This is a genomic window from Chitinimonas lacunae (assembly GCF_042650885.1).
In the GTDB taxonomy this organism is placed as follows: domain Bacteria; phylum Pseudomonadota; class Gammaproteobacteria; order Burkholderiales; family Chitinimonadaceae; genus Chitinimonas_A; species Chitinimonas_A lacunae.
In genome coordinates this window covers 214,248-233,357 of the sequence record NZ_JBHSBU010000002.1, presented here as the reverse complement: position 1 = coordinate 233,357, position 19,110 = coordinate 214,248, and the positions used below count along the sequence as shown (strand labels likewise).

General features: G+C 65.2%; 25 protein-coding genes. 1 reads left to right on the top strand and 24 read right to left on the bottom strand.

The features are described from left to right. The first annotated feature begins 324 nt into the window (after nucleotides 1–324). Nucleotides 325–681, top strand: coding sequence for a hypothetical protein (locus ACFOW7_RS21260; RefSeq protein WP_378168486.1), 357 nt, complete (start codon nucleotides 325–327; stop codon nucleotides 679–681). A 103-nt stretch (nucleotides 682–784) separates the two neighbouring features. Here ACFOW7_RS21260 and ACFOW7_RS21255 read toward each other — a convergent pair whose 3' ends face one another. The 24 genes from ACFOW7_RS21255 to ACFOW7_RS21140 all read right to left on the bottom strand — a co-directional run bounded on the left by ACFOW7_RS21255 (nucleotide 785) and on the right by ACFOW7_RS21140 (nucleotide 19,104). Continuing rightward, nucleotides 785–1,537: a sigma-70 family RNA polymerase sigma factor gene (locus tag ACFOW7_RS21255; RefSeq protein WP_378168484.1), complete on the bottom strand. Its 753-nt coding sequence runs from the start codon at nucleotides 1,535–1,537 to the stop codon at nucleotides 785–787. A 58-nt stretch (nucleotides 1,538–1,595) separates the two neighbouring features. Next, the gene (locus ACFOW7_RS21250) at nucleotides 1,596–2,144 is read right to left on the bottom strand and encodes a tetratricopeptide repeat protein (protein ID WP_378168482.1); all 549 of its coding nucleotides are present in this window, start codon (nucleotides 2,142–2,144) and stop codon (nucleotides 1,596–1,598) included. A 215-nt stretch (nucleotides 2,145–2,359) separates the two neighbouring features. Next, nucleotides 2,360–3,505, bottom strand: coding sequence for a tetratricopeptide repeat protein (locus ACFOW7_RS21245; RefSeq protein ID WP_378168480.1), 1,146 nt, complete (start codon nucleotides 3,503–3,505; stop codon nucleotides 2,360–2,362). Between the two features lie 100 nt (nucleotides 3,506–3,605). Further along, on the bottom strand, nucleotides 3,606–4,196 hold the full coding sequence (locus tag ACFOW7_RS21240) for a hypothetical protein (protein WP_378168478.1): 591 nt from the start codon (nucleotides 4,194–4,196) through the stop codon (nucleotides 3,606–3,608). Between the two features lie 25 nt (nucleotides 4,197–4,221). Further along, on the bottom strand, nucleotides 4,222–4,983 hold the full coding sequence (gene fliP, locus ACFOW7_RS21235) for a flagellar type III secretion system pore protein FliP (RefSeq protein WP_378168475.1): 762 nt from the start codon (nucleotides 4,981–4,983) through the stop codon (nucleotides 4,222–4,224). Continuing rightward, nucleotides 4,976–5,359, bottom strand: coding sequence for a flagellar biosynthetic protein FliO (locus ACFOW7_RS21230; RefSeq protein WP_378168473.1), 384 nt, complete (start codon nucleotides 5,357–5,359; stop codon nucleotides 4,976–4,978). Before ACFOW7_RS21230 ends, fliP begins: the two co-directional genes overlap by 8 nt. Next, the gene (locus tag ACFOW7_RS21225; protein WP_378168471.1) at nucleotides 5,356–5,691 is read right to left on the bottom strand and encodes a FliM/FliN family flagellar motor switch protein; all 336 of its coding nucleotides are present in this window, start codon (nucleotides 5,689–5,691) and stop codon (nucleotides 5,356–5,358) included. The genes ACFOW7_RS21230 and ACFOW7_RS21225 overlap by 4 nt, the downstream gene beginning before the upstream one ends. 37 nt (nucleotides 5,692–5,728) lie before the next feature. Continuing rightward, the gene (locus ACFOW7_RS21220) at nucleotides 5,729–6,493 is read right to left on the bottom strand and encodes a FliM/FliN family flagellar motor switch protein (RefSeq protein WP_378168468.1); all 765 of its coding nucleotides are present in this window, start codon (nucleotides 6,491–6,493) and stop codon (nucleotides 5,729–5,731) included. After that, nucleotides 6,493–7,668, bottom strand: a complete 1,176-nt coding sequence (locus tag ACFOW7_RS21215) for a flagellar hook protein FlgE (protein WP_378168465.1) — start codon at nucleotides 7,666–7,668, stop codon at nucleotides 6,493–6,495. The genes ACFOW7_RS21220 and ACFOW7_RS21215 overlap by 1 nt, the downstream gene beginning before the upstream one ends. 14 nt (nucleotides 7,669–7,682) lie before the next feature. After that, nucleotides 7,683–8,081: a flagellar hook assembly protein FlgD gene (locus ACFOW7_RS21210; RefSeq protein WP_378168463.1), complete on the bottom strand. Its 399-nt coding sequence runs from the start codon at nucleotides 8,079–8,081 to the stop codon at nucleotides 7,683–7,685. 19 nt (nucleotides 8,082–8,100) lie between these two features. Continuing rightward, nucleotides 8,101–9,171 (bottom strand): hypothetical protein, encoded by a 1,071-nt coding sequence (locus ACFOW7_RS21205; protein WP_378168461.1) that lies wholly within the window; start codon nucleotides 9,169–9,171, stop codon nucleotides 8,101–8,103. Beyond that, a complete protein-coding gene (locus ACFOW7_RS21200; protein WP_378168459.1) occupies nucleotides 9,155–9,622 on the bottom strand; it encodes a hypothetical protein in 468 nt (155 codons plus the stop codon). Before ACFOW7_RS21200 ends, ACFOW7_RS21205 begins: the two co-directional genes overlap by 17 nt. Then, the gene (locus ACFOW7_RS21195) at nucleotides 9,619–10,941 is read right to left on the bottom strand and encodes a FliI/YscN family ATPase (RefSeq protein ID WP_378168457.1); all 1,323 of its coding nucleotides are present in this window, start codon (nucleotides 10,939–10,941) and stop codon (nucleotides 9,619–9,621) included. The genes ACFOW7_RS21200 and ACFOW7_RS21195 overlap by 4 nt, the downstream gene beginning before the upstream one ends. After that, complete coding sequence (locus ACFOW7_RS21190; protein WP_378168455.1) at nucleotides 10,938–11,741, bottom strand: FliH/SctL family protein; 804 nt, start codon at nucleotides 11,739–11,741, stop codon at nucleotides 10,938–10,940. Before ACFOW7_RS21190 ends, ACFOW7_RS21195 begins: the two co-directional genes overlap by 4 nt. Further along, complete coding sequence (locus ACFOW7_RS21185) at nucleotides 11,729–12,223, bottom strand: hypothetical protein (protein ID WP_378168453.1); 495 nt, start codon at nucleotides 12,221–12,223, stop codon at nucleotides 11,729–11,731. Before ACFOW7_RS21185 ends, ACFOW7_RS21190 begins: the two co-directional genes overlap by 13 nt. Then, on the bottom strand, nucleotides 12,220–13,653 hold the full coding sequence (gene fliF / locus ACFOW7_RS21180; protein WP_378168450.1) for a flagellar basal-body MS-ring/collar protein FliF: 1,434 nt from the start codon (nucleotides 13,651–13,653) through the stop codon (nucleotides 12,220–12,222). The genes ACFOW7_RS21185 and fliF overlap by 4 nt, the downstream gene beginning before the upstream one ends. An 11-nt stretch (nucleotides 13,654–13,664) precedes the next feature. After that, on the bottom strand, nucleotides 13,665–13,979 hold the full coding sequence (fliE, locus tag ACFOW7_RS21175; RefSeq protein WP_378168448.1) for a flagellar hook-basal body complex protein FliE: 315 nt from the start codon (nucleotides 13,977–13,979) through the stop codon (nucleotides 13,665–13,667). Then, nucleotides 13,976–14,413: a flagellar basal body rod protein FlgC gene (gene flgC, locus ACFOW7_RS21170; RefSeq protein WP_378168446.1), complete on the bottom strand. Its 438-nt coding sequence runs from the start codon at nucleotides 14,411–14,413 to the stop codon at nucleotides 13,976–13,978. Before flgC ends, fliE begins: the two co-directional genes overlap by 4 nt. Further along, nucleotides 14,414–14,785, bottom strand: coding sequence for a hypothetical protein (locus ACFOW7_RS21165; RefSeq protein ID WP_378168444.1), 372 nt, complete (start codon nucleotides 14,783–14,785; stop codon nucleotides 14,414–14,416). It lies immediately after the preceding gene. A gap of 12 nt (nucleotides 14,786–14,797) precedes the next feature. Continuing rightward, nucleotides 14,798–15,907 carry a flagellar basal body P-ring protein FlgI gene (locus tag ACFOW7_RS21160; protein WP_378168442.1) on the bottom strand — a complete coding sequence of 370 codons (1,110 nt, stop codon included), beginning with the start codon at nucleotides 15,905–15,907 and terminating at the stop codon, nucleotides 14,798–14,800. Next, entirely contained in the window at nucleotides 15,907–16,476 is a 570-nt protein-coding gene (locus ACFOW7_RS21155) for a flagellar basal body L-ring protein FlgH (RefSeq protein WP_378168440.1), read from the bottom strand. The genes ACFOW7_RS21160 and ACFOW7_RS21155 overlap by 1 nt, the downstream gene beginning before the upstream one ends. Further along, the gene (flgA, locus tag ACFOW7_RS21150) at nucleotides 16,473–17,414 is read right to left on the bottom strand and encodes a flagellar basal body P-ring formation chaperone FlgA (RefSeq protein WP_378168438.1); all 942 of its coding nucleotides are present in this window, start codon (nucleotides 17,412–17,414) and stop codon (nucleotides 16,473–16,475) included. The genes ACFOW7_RS21155 and flgA overlap by 4 nt, the downstream gene beginning before the upstream one ends. Nucleotides 17,415–17,455: 41 nt before the next feature. Next, on the bottom strand, nucleotides 17,456–18,226 hold the full coding sequence (locus tag ACFOW7_RS21145) for a flagellar hook-basal body protein (protein WP_378168436.1): 771 nt from the start codon (nucleotides 18,224–18,226) through the stop codon (nucleotides 17,456–17,458). A gap of 149 nt (nucleotides 18,227–18,375) precedes the next feature. Continuing rightward, complete coding sequence (locus ACFOW7_RS21140) at nucleotides 18,376–19,104, bottom strand: flagellar hook-basal body protein (protein ID WP_378168434.1); 729 nt, start codon at nucleotides 19,102–19,104, stop codon at nucleotides 18,376–18,378. Nucleotides 19,105–19,110: the final 6 nt, after the last annotated feature.

Sequence of the window (19,110 nt, the reverse complement as noted above, 5' to 3'; positions counted from 1 at the left end):
GTCTTTTCCTGATCTCGTTCAATTTATTCAATGAAGAACGCCGGTTCCGTCCACGGCGTATCTGCCTTACGTTTTCCTACCCGGGCCATGCGCCGGGACAACCGGTTGCCTAGACAAATCCAGAAACATTCCAAATGAATAGATCTGCCTCGTCAGCCCGTCGGTTTAGGGGGCCGCTAAAGTTTTTTTTGATGCACCCAGGCGAACCGTGGCATCAATCTGCCGTCAATCAGCGCCGACGCGGCTTGACGGCCGATCTGTTATGCTGCGGGCGCAGCCGCATTCCGCGGTTTGTTTCTGATTGTTCTTCAGGTTTTTTGTAGAATGCCGGTCATTTCCAACATCGACGTTATTGTTTCCGCCATCCGTTCCAGTCTGACTGCCGCCCGACGCACCGAGGGAAAGACCCGTCGTCCCGCCACGTCGGCCAAGAAAACCTCGCTGGAACAGCGTATCGCCGCCCGGGTGGCCAGCATCCCGCCCAGTGATCCGGAGCGCGAGGCCAAGGCTTTGCGGGCGTTTGTCGAAGCGGTGTTGTTGCAGGAATTGGGCGAGCAGCTGACCAACGACATCGGCTTTCGCCAGCTGGTCGACAAGGTTGCGGAACAGATCGAGAACAGCGAGACACTGCAAAAGGCTCTGCAACTGGCCATGCACCATCTATTCGATGGAAAGCGCTGATATAAAATAATCTGCAAAATATTTGCCAGATAATGTCTTGAAAATACCATAAATATAAAAAATATTGCTTTTCTGCTGCAACCAATCCGTCCAACGGGACCACTCAATATTCCAAGGTCTGCAAAGACTCCTGATTCAGCAGATGACGCAAACGCTCCAGTGCCTGCTTGTGCAGTTGCGATACCCGGCCCTTGCTGATTTCGAACAGCTCTGCCACCTCATCGAAACGCAGACCATGGAAGTAGTGGTACTTCACCAGCCGCGCCTCGCGCTCGGGCAGCCGATCGACATGGACATGGATGCGCCGCCGCAGCTGTTCGAGCTCGATCGGGTGATAGGCCGGGGCGATAAAGTGCATTGACTCGTCGGGCTCCACCATCCCGCTGTCTTCGAGCAGCATGCCAAGCGCCAGTCCCACCGCCACCGTTGCCAGCTGGGCAAAGGCCTGCCGTACCGAAGGCTCCGCCTCGTCCTCGGCCAGCGAATCGATCCGCTGGGCCAACCGGCGCTGCGCCTGCAACTGACGTTGCTTGTCGGAATAAGACGCCACCCCGTCGCTGATACCGCCACGGATGCGCCAGGCGGCGAAAGCGGTAAACGGCACTTCACGGCCGGGGTCGAAGGTCTCCATCGCCTCGATCAGCGCGACGGCGGCGAAATGCAGATAGTCGTCGAACTCCGCCTCATCGCCGTAGCGCTGCCGGTAGGCGATCGCCGCCAACATCCGGGCGAAGGGCAGGTAGCGGTCGAGCAAAAGGTCGCGGCAGTTCAGGTCACCCGAGCTGCGATAGGCGTGCCATAACGCCGCCTCCTGCTGAGGCGGGACGAACTCAGGGACGGGTTCCTGGATCATCATGGCGCAGCGCTACCCACCGGCCCGTACTCGGACGGGCCGGTTATCGGGATAGAGGCAGTCAGTGCTGGGTGCGGTACTGGTCCGGCACTTCCATCTGCTGCAAATCGGCCGGTGCCGCTTCGGGCTCGTGCGCCAGCGAAGCCAGCAGCTCCTTGGCGCGGCCGCTGTACAGATTGTCGGGCTCGGCGGTATTAAGCAGGGTCTGGAGTAGGGCACGCGCCTCGTGGTCGCGGCCGGCGCGACCGATGGCCAGGGCGCTGTAGAACAGTGCCGGCGGATGATGCGGGAAGCTCTCGCGCACCTGACCCCACAGCTCGAGCGCGTGTTCGCTGTTGCCGCCGTCGAAATGGACCATGCCAAGCTGGAAGCGCTCGTTGACCGCTTCGGGGTGGTAAGCCAGGTATTGCTCGAAATGCAGACGGGCCTTATCGAGCAGACCGATCTGGGCATAGAGCCGGCCAGCCAGCGCCAGGGCGGCCACCGGCGGGGCTTCGCGGTTGAGGAGGGTCTTCAGCTTGGCCAGCGCTGCATCAAGCCGCTCGGCGCCGATGTCGAGCTGGGCCAGTGCCAGCAGTTCGTCGTTATCGAAAAGGTTCAGGTCGGTCATCAATTTATCCATGGCAGTGCGGTATCAAAAAATTTGGAAATACTGTTCGGCATGGTCAGCCCGTTGCTGCTTGAATCCGTTTCCCGGCAAGCCATGTCGGATTCAAGGGAAATGCCTGAGCCGATTGCCTGCCAGGCCGGCCTGACACTCCTGGGCGTCCGCTGTCCAAGCCGATCAGAAGACACCCTTGGCGGTGCGGCGGCGGACAGCAGGAATCAGCGCGCCATCCTGGCCATCAGTTGCTGCACCAGATCGGCGGCCGATTTACCGCTGGGCAGCCGCAGGCTGGCGAGCGCTTCGCTCAGGATGCGCTGGGCACCGGCGTGGTCACCTTGCTGCTGGGCACGCAGCAGCTCGACATAGCGGGCCGAGAAGCCCGCCGGCATCAGCCGCTTGGCGCGGGCAAGCGCAGCGTCGGCCCGCTCGTCCTGGCCTTGCAGCGCGGCCACGATGGCCATACCGCCGTGGGTCTCGCCGAAATTGCGGTCGCGGTCCATCGCCGCCTGGAAACTGGCCTCGGCGCCGGCAACATCGCCTTGCAGCATCTGCACCCAGGCCCGGGCGTGCCAGGTGCCAACGTGCTCCGGAATCAGCGCCACTGCCCGATCGAGCGCCTCGCGGGCTGCGGGGAGCTCGAACAGGAACAGCCGAGCCAGCCCCAGTCCCGACCAGGCGCGGCCAGCGTTGGGATCGCGCGCCAGGACCTTGTCGAAACGGGCGATGGCCTGCTGCGGCGCTTCGCGCGCCAAATCGGCGGAGCCTGCGGCAATCAAGGCAAAAGGCTGCTCGGGCGCCAGGGCCAGCGCACGTTCGCTCCATTGCTCGCTCGCTTCGAGCTGATCGTCGTCGAGATAGAGCAGGGACAGCATGCCGGCCAGTTCGGCATCGTCAGGCCGGCTGGCGCTCCATTCGAGCGCCAGGGCAATTGCCTCTTCCAGTTCGCCCAATTGATGCAGGCTCAGGATCAGCAGATGCGGCGCCGCCGGCAGCTCAGCAGCGAATTCGAGCAAGGGCTGCAACAGCTCGCGTGCCGCGGCGTAGTCGCCCGACTGGTAATTGGCATATGCCAGGTTGTAGCGCAGTGCCGGGGCATCGTGCCCCGCTTCGACCAGGGCCGCGAACGCGGTCCGTGCCGCATCGGCCTGTCCCAGACGCAGAGCCAGCAGGCCACGGCGGTGCAACAGACTTGCCTCGTCCGGATGCGCCGTCAGCCCCGTCTCGAGCAGTCGCAGCGCTTCATCATGCTGTCGTGCAGCCAGGCACAGATCGACCGTGGCGCACAGCAGATCGATATTGGCCGGGTCTTGCTGCAAAAACTGTAAATAGCGCTTTAGCTTGGCGTCGATTTCGTCGGGGGTCACGTTGGCGTCCTGGCCGCCAGCAAGCTGACAGCCTAAAAATATTTATTTATCTATAAAAATGGCGCCTAGTCTTGCAGGCACATTTCCTGATATTTTATTTTTACTCGCGGTAGGCCGAAAGCAGCACATGTTCGCCAGTGGCCTCCTCGGCGGCTGGCGCGGCTGCTTCGACCGCAGGCGTCGGAGCCGCTGCGCGCAGCGTGGCCACATTGGCGATCACCTTGCGCATTTCCTCAAGCAGCGGCGGATTGGCATAACCGACAGCCAATCCCTGCTCGATGGCGGCGACGCCTGCGTCGAACTGATCGCGCGCAATCGCCAGCAGACCCTCGCGGAAGCAGCGCAGCGCGTGCTCAGGCGGCAGCCGGTCGAGATGGGCCCAGACCCGCTCGTTGTTGGCCATGTCGTTGCCCAGCAGATACATCAGTCCGAGCTGGAACACGGCGATCTCGAAATCGGGGTCGATCGCCACCGACTGCTCGAGCCACTGGCGGGCGTCGTCGAACATCTTGATCTGGGCGTATTGCGAACCGAGCATGAAGGCCAGTCTCGCATCGGGCTGTTCAGCCCGGCCGATGGCTGCCTTCAGATAGGAGATCGACAGATCATAGCGCTCGCGGTTGCTTGCCTCGATGGCCAGATGCAGCAGTTCTTCGGTGGTCAGTACATCGTTTACGTCGGGGGCAGTCATGGCTTCTCCATTACTCGCGGCGGCGCTAGTGGAAGGTGCCCATCAAGGCACGCACCACCAGATTCCAGCCATCGATCAGCACAAACATCAATATCTTCACCGGCAGGGCGATCGTCACCGGGGGCACCATCATCATCCCCAGCGCCATCAGAATCGCCGATACCACCAGATCGACCAGCAAAAAGGGCAGAAAGATCACAAAACCGATCTGAAAAGCGGTCTTGAGTTCCGACAGCATAAAGGCCGGGATCAACTGCACATTGCTGATATCGTCGATCGACTTCGGGGTGGGCGAGCGCGACAGCTCGACCATCAGCGCCAGATCGGCCTCGCGGGTCTGGCGCACCATGAATTCACGAAACGGCTTGAAACCGCGCTCCAGCGCCTGCTCGGTGGTGAGCTGGTTTTTCAGATAGGGCTGAAACGCGGTCCGGTTGGCCTCTTCGAGCACCGGATTCATCGAAAACAGGGTCAGAAACAGCGCCAGACTCAGCAGCACCGTATTGGGCGGCGTCTCCTGCATGCCCATGGCGTGGCGCAGCATCGACAGCACGACCACGATACGCACAAACGAGGTGATCGATACCAGGATCGCCGGCACCAGGCTCAACACCGTCAGACCGAGCAGAATCTTCAGACCCGACGACACCTGGTCGGGGTTGGCGCTGCCAGTACGGATTTCGATCCCGCCCAGCGACACCCCACTCGAAGCCGCCCAGGCGGCACCGAGCGGCAATAGGCACAGCAGTACCAGCGGTGCCCGCCGCCATAATCTGGCCTTATCCATCTTGTCCATCTTCCCCGGCCGTACTGTGGTGCGGCCGTTTACCCAATAGCTGCGTGCCCTGACTGCCTTCGGCGATCAGCCATTCCTCGTCGTGCCAGCGCACCACCACCACCTGGGTGGTGGGCGAAATACGCAGGCGCTCCAGGGTCTCGAGCTGACGCCGGCCTGTCTGGCGGCGGCGCAGACCGGACAACAGACCCGGGGCAAAACGCTTGATCAGCAGCGCCAGCGTCAGCGCGACCAGCACGGCCACCACCAGACTGCCGAGGCTGCGCAGCAGCAGCTCGCCACTATCGGGACCGGTACGGTAGGGGATAGGCTCGGCCAGCGCCGGGACCAGCAGGGTCAGCGCCAACCAGGGCAGCAGCCGGTTCATTTGCCGAGCTTAGGCAGTTCGGTGATACGCACGCCGAAATCGTCGCCGACGGCCACCAATTGGCCGCGCGCGATCACGGCACCGTCGAGCAGCACATCGACCGGCTCGTCGACCAGCCGGTCGAGCTTCAGTACCGAATCGTTGCGCAGCGCCATCAGGTCGCCTACGGTGGTCTGGACTTCACCGACCTGCACCGTGAGCCTGATCTGGACATTGCGGATCACGTCGAGATTGCCGCCCAGCAGGCTGTCACCGCGACCGGCGGAAGCCGGCAGTTCGGGCAGATCGATCAGTTGCGGTGCCGCCGGCTGGCGGTCTTTGGGGTTGCTCACAAAAGACTCCTTCAATACGTTGGACCGCCCGGGCGGCCTATTTCTTGACCAGTGCCACCGCACGGTGGCCGTCACTGGCGCCCAGTTGCGCCCGGCAGAACGGCTGACCTTCGGCCCGGACTTCGAGCGGCCGCTCGAGCGGGGTACCCAGGCACAGCACATCGCCCAGCCCCAGCGACTGCAACTGGCCAAGCGTGAGGTTCACTTCACCCAGATCAACGGCCAGACGTAACGGCGCCGAGCGCAGCGAATCCGCCAGCGCGGCCGGCGCCGGCCGCGGCCGGACGGTGCCACGCGGCACCAGATTGCTGCCATCGCACAGCAGGAGAATCCGGCCTGCCGACCAGCCCAGTTCGATCAGCAGACCGCCCCGGCCATGCCGGAACAGCGCTGGGTCGGGCTGGCCATCGACAGCCTGATCGCTATAAGCGTGCAGCCCCAGTTCCTGCCAGAGCGCCATCACCAGGGCATCGAGCGCGTCGCGGCCCAAGGCACCGGCGATCGAGTGATCGGGCTCGCTGGCCGACCAGCCGGTCTGGGCGCCGAACAGGCTGGCGGCGAAGGCGCGACCAAAGCCGTCCTGGGTCGCGGCCCATATCAGACCACCCTCGGCAAGCCGCCAGGAACGCCAGTGCCACTGCACATCGCGACCCAGCGCAGCGCGCTCGGCCGCCGGCAGCACTGTCAGCGCCGGCGGCTCGCCGCCCCAGGCTGCGCGCCAATCCGCCAGCGAATCGGCGAGCCGCTGTGCCAGCGCTGCGAGCGCACTGGCGCCATAGAGCCGGTAGGGACGGGTCTCCACTAGCCACGGCCTTTCATATCGAACAGTTGCTGGATCATCTCATTGGCCGTGCTGACCAGTTGCGACGAAGCCTGGTAGCCGCGCTGCATCAGGACCAGATCACTGAATTCCTGCGACAGATCGACGTTGGACACTTCAATCGTGCCGCTCTTGATCTCGCCGAACTCGCGGTTGGAGGTGCCATAGTGGACCGCATTGCTGTTGCGGGCGATAAAGCTGCCATCGCCCAATTGTTCCAGCGCTTCGGCCGAATCGAAGCGGGCGAGCGCGATCCGCTTGCCCTTGACCGTCTGACCGTTGGAGTAGGTGGCGACCAGATAGCCGGCTGCATCGAACGACTTGCCGGTGAGGGTACCCAGGCCGTAGCCGTCCTTCTTTTCGACGGCCAGCATGGCCGAGTTGGCAGGCGTCTGGGCCGAGCGCACATCGGGCGACAGCTTGAGCCGGAAGCTGAACGGCTGCGAACCACCGGTAAAGGCGATCGGCACCATATCCTTGCCGATCACGGGCTTGCCGTCGCTGAACTGGAATTCGCCGCTGCCGATCTGGTTGCCGTTTTCACTGATCGTCACCTTCCAGGTACTCGGGGTGCCGGTCACGGTATTGGTGAAGGTCAGCTTGAGCAGATGTTCGCCACCTGCCACATCGAACACGCTGACACCGTCGATCACATGGTCGCGGCCCACCGGCAGGCTGCCGTTGAGGTTGATATCGCCCGTGGCCTTGGGCTGGCTGGAATTGAGGCCATCGAGCGTGATGGGCTGGAGCTTGCCGTTCTCATCCATCCCCATCACGGCCGCACCGCTGCTGCGGTCCTTGAGCTGGCCCTGGGCGTCGAAGTCGAACTGGCCGGCGCGGGTGTAGCGGATATTGCCCGCCTCGTCCTGCAACACGAAAAAGCCCTGGCCGCCGCAGGACAGATCGAGCGAGTTGCCGGTCTGGCGGTAGTCGCCCGACTTGAGGTTCAGATAGGTGCCAAGCGTGCCCACGCCCGTGCCGAACTGGTGCGAGTTGTCGCCGCCCATGCCGCCGCCCTGGTAGAACAGGTCGGAGAACTGCAACTGCGAGCTTTTGAAGCCCGGGGTATTCATATTGGTGACGTTATTACTGATCACCTTGAGGCCACGCGAGTAACTCGACAGACCTGCCATGCCGACAAAGATGGAATCGATCATAGAAAATTTCCTGGTTAACGAATCGAAATGATCTGACTGAGCCGCACATCGCTGACGAAGGCGCCCGCCGGGGTTTTCACGGTCAATACCGGCTCACCCTCTTTGAAGGTCAGAGCCGTCACCTGGCCGTTGACGCTGCCCGTCGGCGCGGCCAGGTCGACCTGGCGGCCCAGCAGGCCGATCGACTGGACCGAGGACTGGATCGACAGCAGATTGTCGAACTTGTCGTTGAGCTGCCGATTGGCTTCGAGCGCCGAGAACTGGGCGATCTGGGCCACGAACTCCTGGTTGTCCATCGGCTTGAGCGGGTCTTGATAGGTCAACTGGGTCAGCAGGATCTTCATCAGATCCTCCAGACCCATGCCTGCCGCCTGAAGATTGCTTGCGGCCGAGACCGCGCTGGTGCTTGCCATGCTGGAAAACGTCCTCTGTCTAGTGTTTGCCCGTCACGGTCGCCTGCGGGACCGTCACGGTTGCATTACCGTGCTCGGCGCGTGGCTCGGTCGGCCGCTCGCTGCGTCCTCGTCCGTGGCCACGGCCATTGATGTTCACTTCCACCGGGCGCAGACCGCCGCCCAGTTCCGCCACCAGCCGATAGGCCACCCGCTGCGCGGCATGCTGATCGAGCGCCGCATCGCGCAGCCAGACCCGTACCCCTTCGCCGTTGTCGCTGACATGGAGCCACTGACGCTGCCACTGCGGCCGCGCCGTGCGGGCCGGCGTCTGCGGCGCAGCGGCCGCCGGCGCTTCGCTGCGACCCGATTGCACACCACGTCCTGCACGAGGCGCCTCGACCGTGGCAGGCAGCACGGGCTGGGCCAGAGCCGACCCATTGCTTGCCGGCTGGCGCACGGCCACTTCGCCGGCACGCGCTGCCAGCATAGCGGCCACACTCACGCCCGCTGTCGCTTCGAGCGCCAGCGACTCCGCCTCGACCGGAGGCAAGGGCGCCAGCGGCAGGACGGGTAGTTCAGCCGCCACGGCATCCGCCCCGGGCGAGGTGCCTGCCACGTCCGCCGCCACTGCTGGCTGTCCGTCAGGTGTCACAGCCAGGGCGGACGCGACGGCAGGGGCCCTGGACCCGGCAGCCGTGGCAGCGGGGCCGGACACTTCGACAGGCAAGGCGGCTTCCATGGGTGGAGCTGCCGCGACAGCCTCACCCGAGGGCATCAGCGCCTGTGCCACCACCATCGGTCTGACCGCTTCCGGCGCGACTGGCGACTCCACCGCCTCAACGGTGGCTTGCGCCTGCACCGGCTCGGTGCTGGTGGTGGACTCCCACCAGATCGGGCGCACGGTACGGGCCGGGGCGGCATCACCAGTCGGCATCGACGCACGAACGTCTGCCGGCTGACGTGACGGTTCGGCTTCCTGTCCCGGCAGTTCGACCAGCAGCGCCAACTGGGCGCGTTCCATCTCGCGCAGCCAGCCCTGATGAAGGGAAGCGGGGCGCTCGCCAGCGTTCTGCTGGCCGTTGTCCAGCGGATTACTCTCTATTCGCATCGTTGCCTTTTCTCCAGCTACTGCCTTGCAGCCAGGCCTCATCGATCCGGGCCGCCTCCTGCGCGGCCTGTTCGCGGTCGAAGTGGCGCACGGCTTCGTCGCGATGACGCTCCAGGCCATCGACGAAGCGCTTGATCTCGGCCAGCCGGTCAAGCGATGCCTGCCGCTCGCGCTCGGCGGTTTCAAACCGCTCGCGGGCGGCGTCGACTGCATCGCTCAATTGGGCGATATGGCCCAGCAACAGGCGTCGACTCGACGGGTCGAGGATGTCGCGCCCCGCCTCGCAGGCCGCGTTCAGCCGATCGCCCGCCTGACGCAATGCCACATGGGCTTCGGTCGATTCGGCGCTGCGTCGGGCCAGTTCGGCCTGTTCCTGCTGCAAGTCCCAATCGTACTTGCGCCTCAGCGCTTCAAGCGGATAGCGAAAGCCACGCCGGCCTTTGCCGCTCATGTCGTCCCCTCGGCCCGCGCCAGCTGGCGCAGCATGTTCATCACCGTGGCACGGTTGGCCACCTCGTCACCCGACTGGCGCAGAAAGCGGTTCATGGCCGGCATCAGGGCGATGGCCTGGTCGATCTCCGGGTTATTGCCGGGCCGATAGGCGCCAATATCGATCATGTCGCGGTTGCGCTCATAGGTTGCCACCTGGGCCAGCAGCTTATGCAGCAGCGGCAGATCGGTGGTCGCAATCAGATCGGTCAACAATCGGCTCGCGCTCTGCAATACATCGATAGCCGGGAAATGTCCGGCATGGGCGAGCTTGCGGGTCAGCACGATATGACCATCGAGCGTGGCACGCAGGATGTCCGAAATCGGCTCGTTGAAATCGTCGCCCTCGACCAGCACCGTATAGAGCGCGGTAATGGCACCGCCCGATGGCGCCGTGCCGCAGCGTTCGCACAGTTCGGGCAGTTCAGCGAACACCGACGGGGTATAACCGCGTGCCGTGGGCGGCTCACCCGCCGCCAGACCGATTTCGCGCCGGGCCATGGCAAAGCGCGTCACCGAATCCATGGTCAGCAGCACCTGTAGGCCCTGGTCGCGGAAATATTCGGCAATCGCCGTCGCTGCATAGGCGGCCCGGGCGCGGGCCAGCGCGGGCAGGTCCGAGGTGGCCACGATCACCACCGAGCGTTGCAGCCCTTCCGGCCCCAGATGTTTTTCGACGAACTCACGCACCTCGCGGCCACGCTCGCCGATCAAGGCCACCACATTGACGTCGGCGCGCACATGGCGGCAGATCATGCCAAGCAGCGTGCTCTTGCCCACACCGCTGCCGGCGAAGATGCCGACCCGCTGGCCCTGGCCCAGCGTCAGCAGGCCGTCGATGCAACGCACTCCGGTTTCGAGCACGGTATCGACCCGCGGCCGCGACAGCGGATTGAGCGGAGTCGAGCGCAGCGGCCGGGTCGATAAGCCAAGCGGCGCAGGCTTGTCGTCGAGCGGGTCGCCAAACGCATCGATCACCCGGCCCAGCAAGGCATCACCCACGGCGATCGCCGGCAGACGGCCGGTGGCCACCACTTCGCAGCCGGTGCCGATGCCGCGAGTATCGCCATAGGCCATCAATACCACCCGGTCGCCGCGCAGACCGATCACTTCGGCCCGCAAAGGCTCGGCACCGCCACGCGGGCGGATCTCGCAGACTTCACCGATCGGTGCGTCCGGCCCTTCCGACTCGATGGCCAGACCGGCCAGATGGACCACCCGGCCGACCCGGCGCACCAGATCGACGCCGCGCACCGCCTCGAAGTAGGCCGAGCGCTTCATCGCGACTCCGCCTGATTGATCGCCAGCAGCGCATCACGCAGCCGTTCGAGCTGCCGGTCGAGCCGGGCGTCGAACTGGCCGACGGCGGCTTCGACCACACAGCCGGCTGCGACGGTTTCATCGGCGATCCAGTGGACACGGATGCCACCCAGCAATTCAGGCAGTTCCTCCTCCTGACCCAGCATCGCCAAGGCTGCGGGGGAGAGGCGGATCGTCACGCCATCGTCCTGCCGTACCCGGGCAAGCACCTGGCGCACCATGGCCAGCACCCCTTCGATCCGGCCGGCTTCGTCGCCGACGATCTTGCACACCGCCTCGAAGGCAACGGCGGCTGCTTCCTCTTCGACTTGCTCGGTACTGGTCCGCAGCCCTTGCTCGATGGTCTGCTGTAGCGCCTGCCAGCGTTTTGCCTGCTGTTCGGCCTGTTGCTCGATCTCGGCGCGTGCCTGCTCGAGTCCTGCGGCATAGCCCTGCTGCTGTGCCAGCTCGCGCAGGCGCGCCGCTTCCACCTGGGCCGCTTCCAGCGCCTGACGGCGCGTATCGGCCACCAGGCGCTCCAGCTCGGCCTTGGAGGGGCCAGCCGGCTGGGCGGCAGGGGCCGGGACCGGAGTTGCCGCAGGCGGCATGGTCGGTTGCGGCCGGGGCACGGGCGCCGGGGCAGCCGTTGCACTTTGTGCAGCGACAGTGGAAGCCACCGGCGTGACCGCCGGGGTTGGCGCAGGCGTCGCGGCGGCAGGCGCCTTGACGCCGAGCGTGCGTTTTTCGCCCGACAGGGCAGGGGTGCGGATTATGGGATCCATCGGCGTACCCAGCTGGCCAGTCCGCGTGCCGGTGCGGCGGCGGGCGCAGCCGCCACGGTGGCATCGAGCCGGGCAGCCACCCGCTCGATCAAGGTGTTCTGCAAGGCCGGTGGCAGGGCACGGGCCGGTGCAGCGGCAGACACCATCTGACGGCGGGCGTCACCGGCCCGTGCCAGTAGACCGGCCTGCCAGGGCCAGGGACCGGCTGCCAGCAGACCGGCGATCAGCCAGGCCGGCTCATGCTCCAGCGCCAGATAGACCCGCTCGGCCGAAGCCGCCGTGAGCCGCTGGCGGGCACTGCGATCGCGGCCGAGCAAGGTCGCACCGAGCGTCGGATCGGCCGGAATGCCCAGCTCGTTCAATTCATCGAGATGGGATTGCAGCGCCGCACGCTCGGCCTCGGGCAGCCGCGCCAGCACCCACTGGGCGTCACGCGGATCGAGTCCATGGAGCAGCAGGGCCGCCTGCTTGGTTCCGTTCACCGTAGCTCCTCCGCCGCTTCCTGATCGAGCCAGCGCTGCACCTGACGCAGCGCCGCCGCGCGGCCGGCCTCATCGAGCGGCCCGGCCAGCGTGGTTTCCGCTACCGTCCGGCGCGCACCGAACCACAACAGAGCCCCCAGACCGAGCAGACCGGCCAGCACCCACCAGAAGGGCTGCGGGACTGCGCCAAGCGGACGCGCCGCCGTTGGCGCGGCACTGGCAGGCGCCGCGGCCGCCTCAGCCGGGGGCTGGGTCGTGGCCGCTTCGTTGCTAGGGGTCAGCGCCGGCAGCCGGCCCATGCTGTAGACCGCGATCCGGTCGCCACGCTCGGCATTGAAGCCCACCGCATTGGCGGCAATCTCGCGCAGCCGGCCCAGTTCCTCTTCGCCAAGCGGCGCGCGTACCACCACCGCCACGCTCAACCGTTCAACCGCACCGGGACCCGATTCGACCTGTTCGATCCGCCGGCCGACCTGGTATTCGATCTCGTTGTTGCGCTCTTCCTCGTTCTGCTCGCCGTCCTTGCCGGCTGCGCCATCGCGCACCGTATGGCGCTCGCGCACCACGATGCCGGTCGGTGCCTCGTCGGCGCCGGGCTTATTGGCCGGCAGCACATCTTCGGTCGTCACCTTGACCTGCTTATTGCCAAGCACCACATCGACCGTGGCAATCGCCTGACCGGCGCCGAAGCTGCGGTCGAGCACATCGGCAAGCTTGCGGCCCAGATAGTCTTCCATGCCGCGCTTGTGTTCGAGCCGGCCGCTGGCGAGATCGGCCTCGTCGCCACCCTGGCGGCTGAGCGCCACCCCATGCTGGTCGAGCAACGTCACGTCCTCGGGTCGGATATCGGGCACCGAGGCCGCCACCAGCCGCTGGATGCCGCGCACCTGATCGGGCGCCAGGCGACGGCCGGGCTTCAGGGTCAGTGTCACCGACGCCTTGGGCGTGGCACCGGCCTTCTTGAACAGCGTGTGTTCAGGCAGGGCCAGATGGACGCGGGCGCCCTGGATTTCCTCGATCGACAGAATGGTGCGGGTGATTTCGCCTTGCAGGGCACGCTGATAGTTCACCTTCTGGGCAAACTCGGTCATGCCGAAGTCGGTGTTGTTGAACAGCTCGAAACCGACCGCACCGTGCAGCGGAATATCCTTGCCCAGCAGCTTGAGCCGGGTCTTGTGCACCACATCGGCGCCCACGAGGATCGTGTCGCCGCCCTCACCGATCCGATAGGGCACCTTCATGCGTTCGAGTTCGGCCACCATGGCCGCCGCGTCCTGCGGTGCCAGGCCGCTGAACAGCACCTGGTAGTCCTGGCGCAGGGTCCAGTAACCCAATATCGAGGTCAGCGCCAGGATGGCCGCGACCCCGAAGGCCAGGCCGATGCGGCCGCGCTGGTCCAGACGGGCCCAGATTTGTTTGACGATGGTCACAGCCCGGCCCCTTACATCTGCATCCGCATGACGTCCTGATAGGCGTCAAGCAGGCGGTTGCGGACCTGTAACAGTAGCTGCATCGACATCTTGGCCTCTTCCAGGTCGATCATCACCTGATGCAGATTGACCGGCTCACCGACCGCCATCTTCTGCAAACCCCGGTCGGCCTCGACCAGCTGGCCATTGGTCTGGCTGATCTGCTGGCTGAACCAGTCGGCAAAGCCGGCGGCAGGCGCGGCCGCTGCGGCCGAGGCACCGCTGAGGCCGGCCACGGCCTCGATCGGCTGGATCGGCGCAATGGCCGCAATCGCTTCGATGCTCATTGGCCGCCTCCGAGCTCCAGCGCCTTCTGCGCCATGGCCTTGGCGGCGTTGAGTGCCACCACATTGGCTTCATAGGTGCGCAGCGCACCCGACAGATTGACCATCTCGCCCACATGGTCGACGCCGGGCAGCGACACATAGCCGCGCTCGTCGGCATCGGGGTGGCCCGGGTCGAGCACCAGTCGCGGCGCCACATTCATCGTTTCGATCCGCACCTGGGGCAGGGCAGCCGTGCCACCGCTGGCCAGTCGATCGAACTGGTTGGCAAAGGCCGAGACCTGGCCGTCGACCACCACCCGCATCGGCTGGAACGGCTTGCCGTCCACGCCGCGCGTGGTCTGCATATTGGCCAGATTGAGCGCCGTCACGTCGAGACGGAGCTTCTGCACGGTCATACCCGCCGCGCTGACGGCAAAGGCGTTGCGATAATCCATTTAACGTTTTCCCTCGTTGATCGCCGCGCTGACGATCGACATGTACTTCGACAATCCCTTCAATAAGGCCTGGTACTGCATAGTGTTCTGCGCCATGTTGGCGGTTTCCAGGTCAAGCGGCCGCTCGCCTGGTGCCGCATCGCCGATCAGACGCGGCGTCACGCCGCTCAGCGAGCCGGTCCCGACCCGGCCACGGCTATTCAGTTCGCGCCGGGCGGCGTCGAGTTGCTCCTCGAAGCTGACCCGCAGCGGCCGATGCTCGGCGTTGCCAGCGTTGGCGATATTGGTGGCGATGGCCTGATGGCGCAGGCTGGCGGCATCAAGCGCCAGTCGCACCAGGCTCACGGTCACAGCTTCGTTGCGTTCGATCATCGATGAGCTTCCTTATTGCACGACCAGATCGGCATGCAGGGCACCTGCTGCCTTGATCGCCCGCAGAATCGAAATGATGTCGCGGGTATTGGTCTTGATCCGGGCCAGCGCCTGTACCAGATCGGCCACGGTATTGTTGTCGCGGCCGATGAACAGGGCGCCATCGGCTTCGTTGACCTCGATGCGCGAGTTGGCCACCGCCATGCTGCGCACCTCGGGGCCGGTCTGCCGCACCAGGGCCGGTTGCGACACGCTGTTGTCGGTCGCAATCGAGATCTTCAGCTCGCCATGGGCCAGTGCCACCTTGTCGATCCGCACATCCCCGCCCGCCACCACCGTGCCGGTGCGCTCATTGATCACCACCCGAGCGCGGCCATCGGGGTCGACCTGGAGCTTTTCCAGCCGCGCCACGAAGTCGACCGGGCGTTTACGGTAATCGGCGGGCACCTTGATCTCGATGGCCGAGGCATCGCGCGGCTCGGCCACGCCGCCACCCAGGGCGCCGTTGATCGCTGCCGCCACCCGTGACGCGGTGGTGTAGTCGGCATTGGCCAGCACAAAGGTCATCTTCTCGGTCGGCTGCGGGTTTTCCACCCCCAGTTCCACCGTGGCGCCACCGGGGATCGCGCCCACGGTCGGATGGTTCTTCTGCACCACATTGCCGTTCATGTCGTATTTGTAGCCACCGACCGACAACGGCCCCTGTGCCAGCGCATAGACCCGGTTATTGGCCGCCTTGAGCGGCACGATCAGCAGACTGCCGCCGACCAGGCTGCGGGCGTCGCCAAGCGAGGTGACCGTCACATCGATGGTGTCGCCCGGCCGGGCGAACGGTGGCAGGCTGGCCGTCACCATCACCGCGGCTGCGTTGCGGCTGGAAACCTGTTCCGGGGTCAGCGTGACGCCGAACTGCGCCAGCATATTGGCGATCGACTGACGGGTCGCCTTATTGCCGGTCGAGTCGCCCGTGCCGGCCAGACCCGTCACCAGGCCATAGCCCACCAGGGCGTTATCGCGCCAGCCCGACAGCCGGCCCAGGTCCTTGACCCGCACCCCGGCCTCGGCCACCTGACAGAGAAGCGAGCCCAGAAGGCCCAAGAGAAGAAGCAGTCTGCTGCCCATCACAGTCCCAATAACACCAGTAATCGATTCCACCAACCCGGACGCTGCCGCTCGGCCAGGGCGCCGTCGCCCACATAGCTGATCTGGGCCTCGGCCACCCGGCTCGACAGCACGGTATTGCCATCGGAGATATCCTGCGGCCGCACCCGGCCGGTGAGTTTGATCTCCTGTTTCTCGTCGTTGATCGCGATGGCCTGCTGGCCGGCGATCAGCAGGTCGCCGTTGTCGGCCTGCCCCTGCACCGTGACGCTGATCTGGGCGAGCAGCCGGCCCGAGCGCTGGGTGCGGCCACGGCCGTCGAAATCGACGCTGGTGCCGATCTGGCCGGCCCGCTTCGGGTGGCCCAGCAGTTCGGCATTGAAGCCCGCGCCGCTGTTGCGGTCCGAGCTGGTATCCGCTCCGCTGCTGGCACTGGCGTTCTCATAGATCACCACGGTCAGCACATCGCCGACCCGCTGGGCACGCTGATCGGCAACCAGTGGCTTGAACTGCTGCTCGACATAAAGACTTTGTCCCGCCGCCAGCACTGAGCACAGCAACAGGCCCAGCGGGCGCCATACCCGTTTCATTTCCATTCCCTATCTCCTTGCGCCACGACCCGACCGGCCGCCACCACCCGCGCCTGGACCGGCTCATCGGCATGGCTGGGCCGCACCCGTACCGGCTGGCCCAACTGGGCATCGGCCAGTGCAACGGCCGCCGCTTCGATCCGCACGGCGCCGCTGGCGAGTTCCAACACCACATTCTGTCCCTGCCGCACCGCCGGCGCCGCTTCCACCCGGCTGGCCAGCAGCGTCTCACCGGCTGCAATCGGATGACGTATCCGCAGCCCCGCCGTACAGTCTGGCCCGAACGGCACGGCCGCCAGGGCCGCCACATCGACTTCCACGCGCTCGAGCTGCCCGCAATCGAGCAGCGCCTCGCGCGCCAGGGCTGCGCGGGCACGCCAGACCGGCCGCCACAGCGTGAGCCGCAAAGGCACGGTCTGGCTGCGGACGAAACGACCGTCGACGGACAGATCAACCCAGACCGAGAGACGCGAGCGCGGCACGCTGCCCGGCGTCATCCGGGCCGTCAGCGTGACTGTGCCGGGCGGCAACTCAAGGTCGGCGACGGCCCCGGCCGGGCTGATCTCGACCCGGCCGCCTTCGGCTTCGAGCGTCCGTTGCAGAGACACGCTGGCGGCCTCGATCAGTCGAGCGCCTGCATAACGCTGACTGGCCACTTCAATCTCGACCTGCTCGCTGCCCTGCCACAGCAGACGCCGCCGTGCACTGGGCAGGCGGGCATCGACCAGCCGGGCCAATTGGCTGCGCAGCCGCCGGTCGCGGTAGCCCGCACGCGGCGCCTCGCCCAGCGGCAGCTCACGCAGCACGGCCACCAGTGCGGCCTCTCCCTTGACCTCGGCCAGATCACCGAGCCGCAGCGAGCTGCCTGGCAAGACGACCCGCTCGCGCAGGGTCAAAGTGGCGGCCGGCTCGGCAGCATGGAGACCAAGAGACAGCATAAAAACAATTAAAATCAATAAAATGCGCACAGCGTCTTGCACTATCTACGCATATTATTTGTTAAAGCCATCATTTCATCGGCAGCCTGGACCAGCTTGGTGCTCATTTCATAGGCGCGCTGGGCCAGCATCAGGCTGACCATTTCATCGATCATCTTGACGTTGGACATCTCAAGCTGACCTTGCGCCAGTTCGCCCAGACCGTTTTCGCCGGCGCGACCGGTCACGGCGTCGCCCGAACGCTCGGTCGGCCGATAGACGCCGCCGCCCAGCGCTTGCAGACCGGCCGGATTGGTAAAGCCCGCCAGGTCGATCATGCCGAGTTCGACCGGCTCGCTGCCTTCGATCAGGGCACTGACCCGGCCATCGGCCTCGACGCGCAGCGATTTGGCGTCGCTGGGTACCTGGAGCGCCGGATGGACCCGATAGCCCTGTTCCGTGGTCAGGAAACCGTCGACACCGGCGCGCAGCGTGCCGCCACGGCTGTAGCCAAGGCTGCCGTCGGGCATCTCGACGGCGATAAAGCCGTTGCCACGGATCGCCACATCCCAGCTCGAACCGGTGGCTTTCAGGTCGCCCGGCGCGAATTCGACTGCCGTGCCTTCGATCCCGACCCCGGCACCGCGCACGCGCTGCAACACGCCGCCGTCGCCCATCGACTCGACCAGCTCGCGCTGGATCACGTCATGAAAGCTGACCCGCGACTTCTTGAAAGCCGGGGTATTCATATTGGTCAGGTTGTTGGCGATGGTATCCACTTGCAACTGCTGGGCTTGCATGCCGCTCGCCCCGATATACAACGCATCGATCATCGACGATTCCCTTCAAAAGCGCGGTGGCCGTTCAGGCATACCCATTTGCCATCCCGCATATTTCAATACTTTACATTGCTTATTAGCTGTATACCTTGCAGCCAATTTGCAGAATTATTTCCATCGAACAAAAACCCAGCGAAGCGGGCTTAGAATTTGCCGATTTCCTGGATCGCGCTGCTCATCGCCTCGCCATAGCCCTGCAACAGCTTGGTCTGGGCCTCGAAATGGCGCATGGTGGCCATCAGCTCGACCATCTCGCGCCGCGCCACGGTATTGGCGCCTTCGAGCTGACCTTGCGACAGCGAGACCGCTTCATTGCCCAGCGGCTCGACCGTGCCGCTATAGCCATAGAGACCATGGCCAAGTTCTTCGAGCGCAGCGCTCGCCTGGTCCAGTTGAACCACGCGCAGCTGTCCCACCGGTTTCCCGTCCACGCTGATCCGGCCGCTGGCATCGATATGGGGCGTGCCCGTGCCCAGCAACAGTTCGCCTTCGCGGCCCAGCACCGGATAGCCCTGCTCGGTCACCAGGCGGCCACGCGGGTCGATCTGGAAATTGCCCTTGCGGGTATAGGCCAGCCCATCGGGGGTCTTGACCTCGAAATAGCCCGGTCCTGTCAGCGCCAGATCGAGCGCCCGCCCAGTCGATTGCAGCGCACCGGGGCGCTCGTCGGTGATCGGCTGCCATTGCGGCACCGATACGCTGAGCGGTGTGGCGGTGGCGTGCGAGGCGCTCAGCACGTCGGCAAACGGCCGCGCCACCAGCGCAAGCCGGCGATAGCCCGGGGTATTGGCATTGACCAGGTTCTGGCTCAGCACATCGAGCCGCTGCACATCGTTGCGCAGGCCCTGCAAGGCGATTTTGGAAGCGTCCATCACGTT

Bases quoted from the DNA above. Each gene is read 5' to 3' on its own strand.
- ACFOW7_RS21260 (WP_378168486.1), top strand. From the start codon at position 325: ATGCCGGTCATTTCCAACATCGACGTTATTGTTTCCGCCATCCGTTCC.
- ACFOW7_RS21255 (WP_378168484.1), bottom strand. From the start codon at position 1,537: ATGATGATCCAGGAACCCGTCCCTGAGTTCGTCCCGCCTCAGCAGGAG.
- ACFOW7_RS21250 (WP_378168482.1), bottom strand. From the start codon at position 2,144: ATGACCGACCTGAACCTTTTCGATAACGACGAACTGCTGGCACTGGCC.
- ACFOW7_RS21240 (WP_378168478.1), bottom strand. From the start codon at position 4,196: ATGACTGCCCCCGACGTAAACGATGTACTGACCACCGAAGAACTGCTG.
- fliP (WP_378168475.1), bottom strand. From the start codon at position 4,983: ATGGATAAGGCCAGATTATGGCGGCGGGCACCGCTGGTACTGCTGTGC.
- ACFOW7_RS21230 (WP_378168473.1), bottom strand. From the start codon at position 5,359: ATGAACCGGCTGCTGCCCTGGTTGGCGCTGACCCTGCTGGTCCCGGCG.
- ACFOW7_RS21215 (WP_378168465.1), bottom strand. From the start codon at position 7,668: ATGATCGATTCCATCTTTGTCGGCATGGCAGGTCTGTCGAGTTACTCG.
- ACFOW7_RS21210 (WP_378168463.1), bottom strand. From the start codon at position 8,081: ATGGCAAGCACCAGCGCGGTCTCGGCCGCAAGCAATCTTCAGGCGGCA.
- ACFOW7_RS21205 (WP_378168461.1), bottom strand. From the start codon at position 9,171: ATGCGAATAGAGAGTAATCCGCTGGACAACGGCCAGCAGAACGCTGGC.
- ACFOW7_RS21200 (WP_378168459.1), bottom strand. From the start codon at position 9,622: ATGAGCGGCAAAGGCCGGCGTGGCTTTCGCTATCCGCTTGAAGCGCTG.
- ACFOW7_RS21195 (WP_378168457.1), bottom strand. From the start codon at position 10,941: ATGAAGCGCTCGGCCTACTTCGAGGCGGTGCGCGGCGTCGATCTGGTG.
- ACFOW7_RS21190 (WP_378168455.1), bottom strand. From the start codon at position 11,741: ATGGATCCCATAATCCGCACCCCTGCCCTGTCGGGCGAAAAACGCACG.
- fliE (WP_378168448.1), bottom strand. From the start codon at position 13,979: ATGAGCATCGAAGCGATTGCGGCCATTGCGCCGATCCAGCCGATCGAG.
- flgC (WP_378168446.1), bottom strand. From the start codon at position 14,413: ATGGATTATCGCAACGCCTTTGCCGTCAGCGCGGCGGGTATGACCGTG.
- ACFOW7_RS21165 (WP_378168444.1), bottom strand. From the start codon at position 14,785: ATGATCGAACGCAACGAAGCTGTGACCGTGAGCCTGGTGCGACTGGCG.
- ACFOW7_RS21160 (WP_378168442.1), bottom strand. From the start codon at position 15,907: ATGGGCAGCAGACTGCTTCTTCTCTTGGGCCTTCTGGGCTCGCTTCTC.
- ACFOW7_RS21155 (WP_378168440.1), bottom strand. From the start codon at position 16,476: ATGAAACGGGTATGGCGCCCGCTGGGCCTGTTGCTGTGCTCAGTGCTG.
- flgA (WP_378168438.1), bottom strand. From the start codon at position 17,414: ATGCTGTCTCTTGGTCTCCATGCTGCCGAGCCGGCCGCCACTTTGACC.
- ACFOW7_RS21145 (WP_378168436.1), bottom strand. From the start codon at position 18,226: ATGATCGATGCGTTGTATATCGGGGCGAGCGGCATGCAAGCCCAGCAG.
- ACFOW7_RS21140 (WP_378168434.1), bottom strand. From the start codon at position 19,104: ATGGACGCTTCCAAAATCGCCTTGCAGGGCCTGCGCAACGATGTGCAG.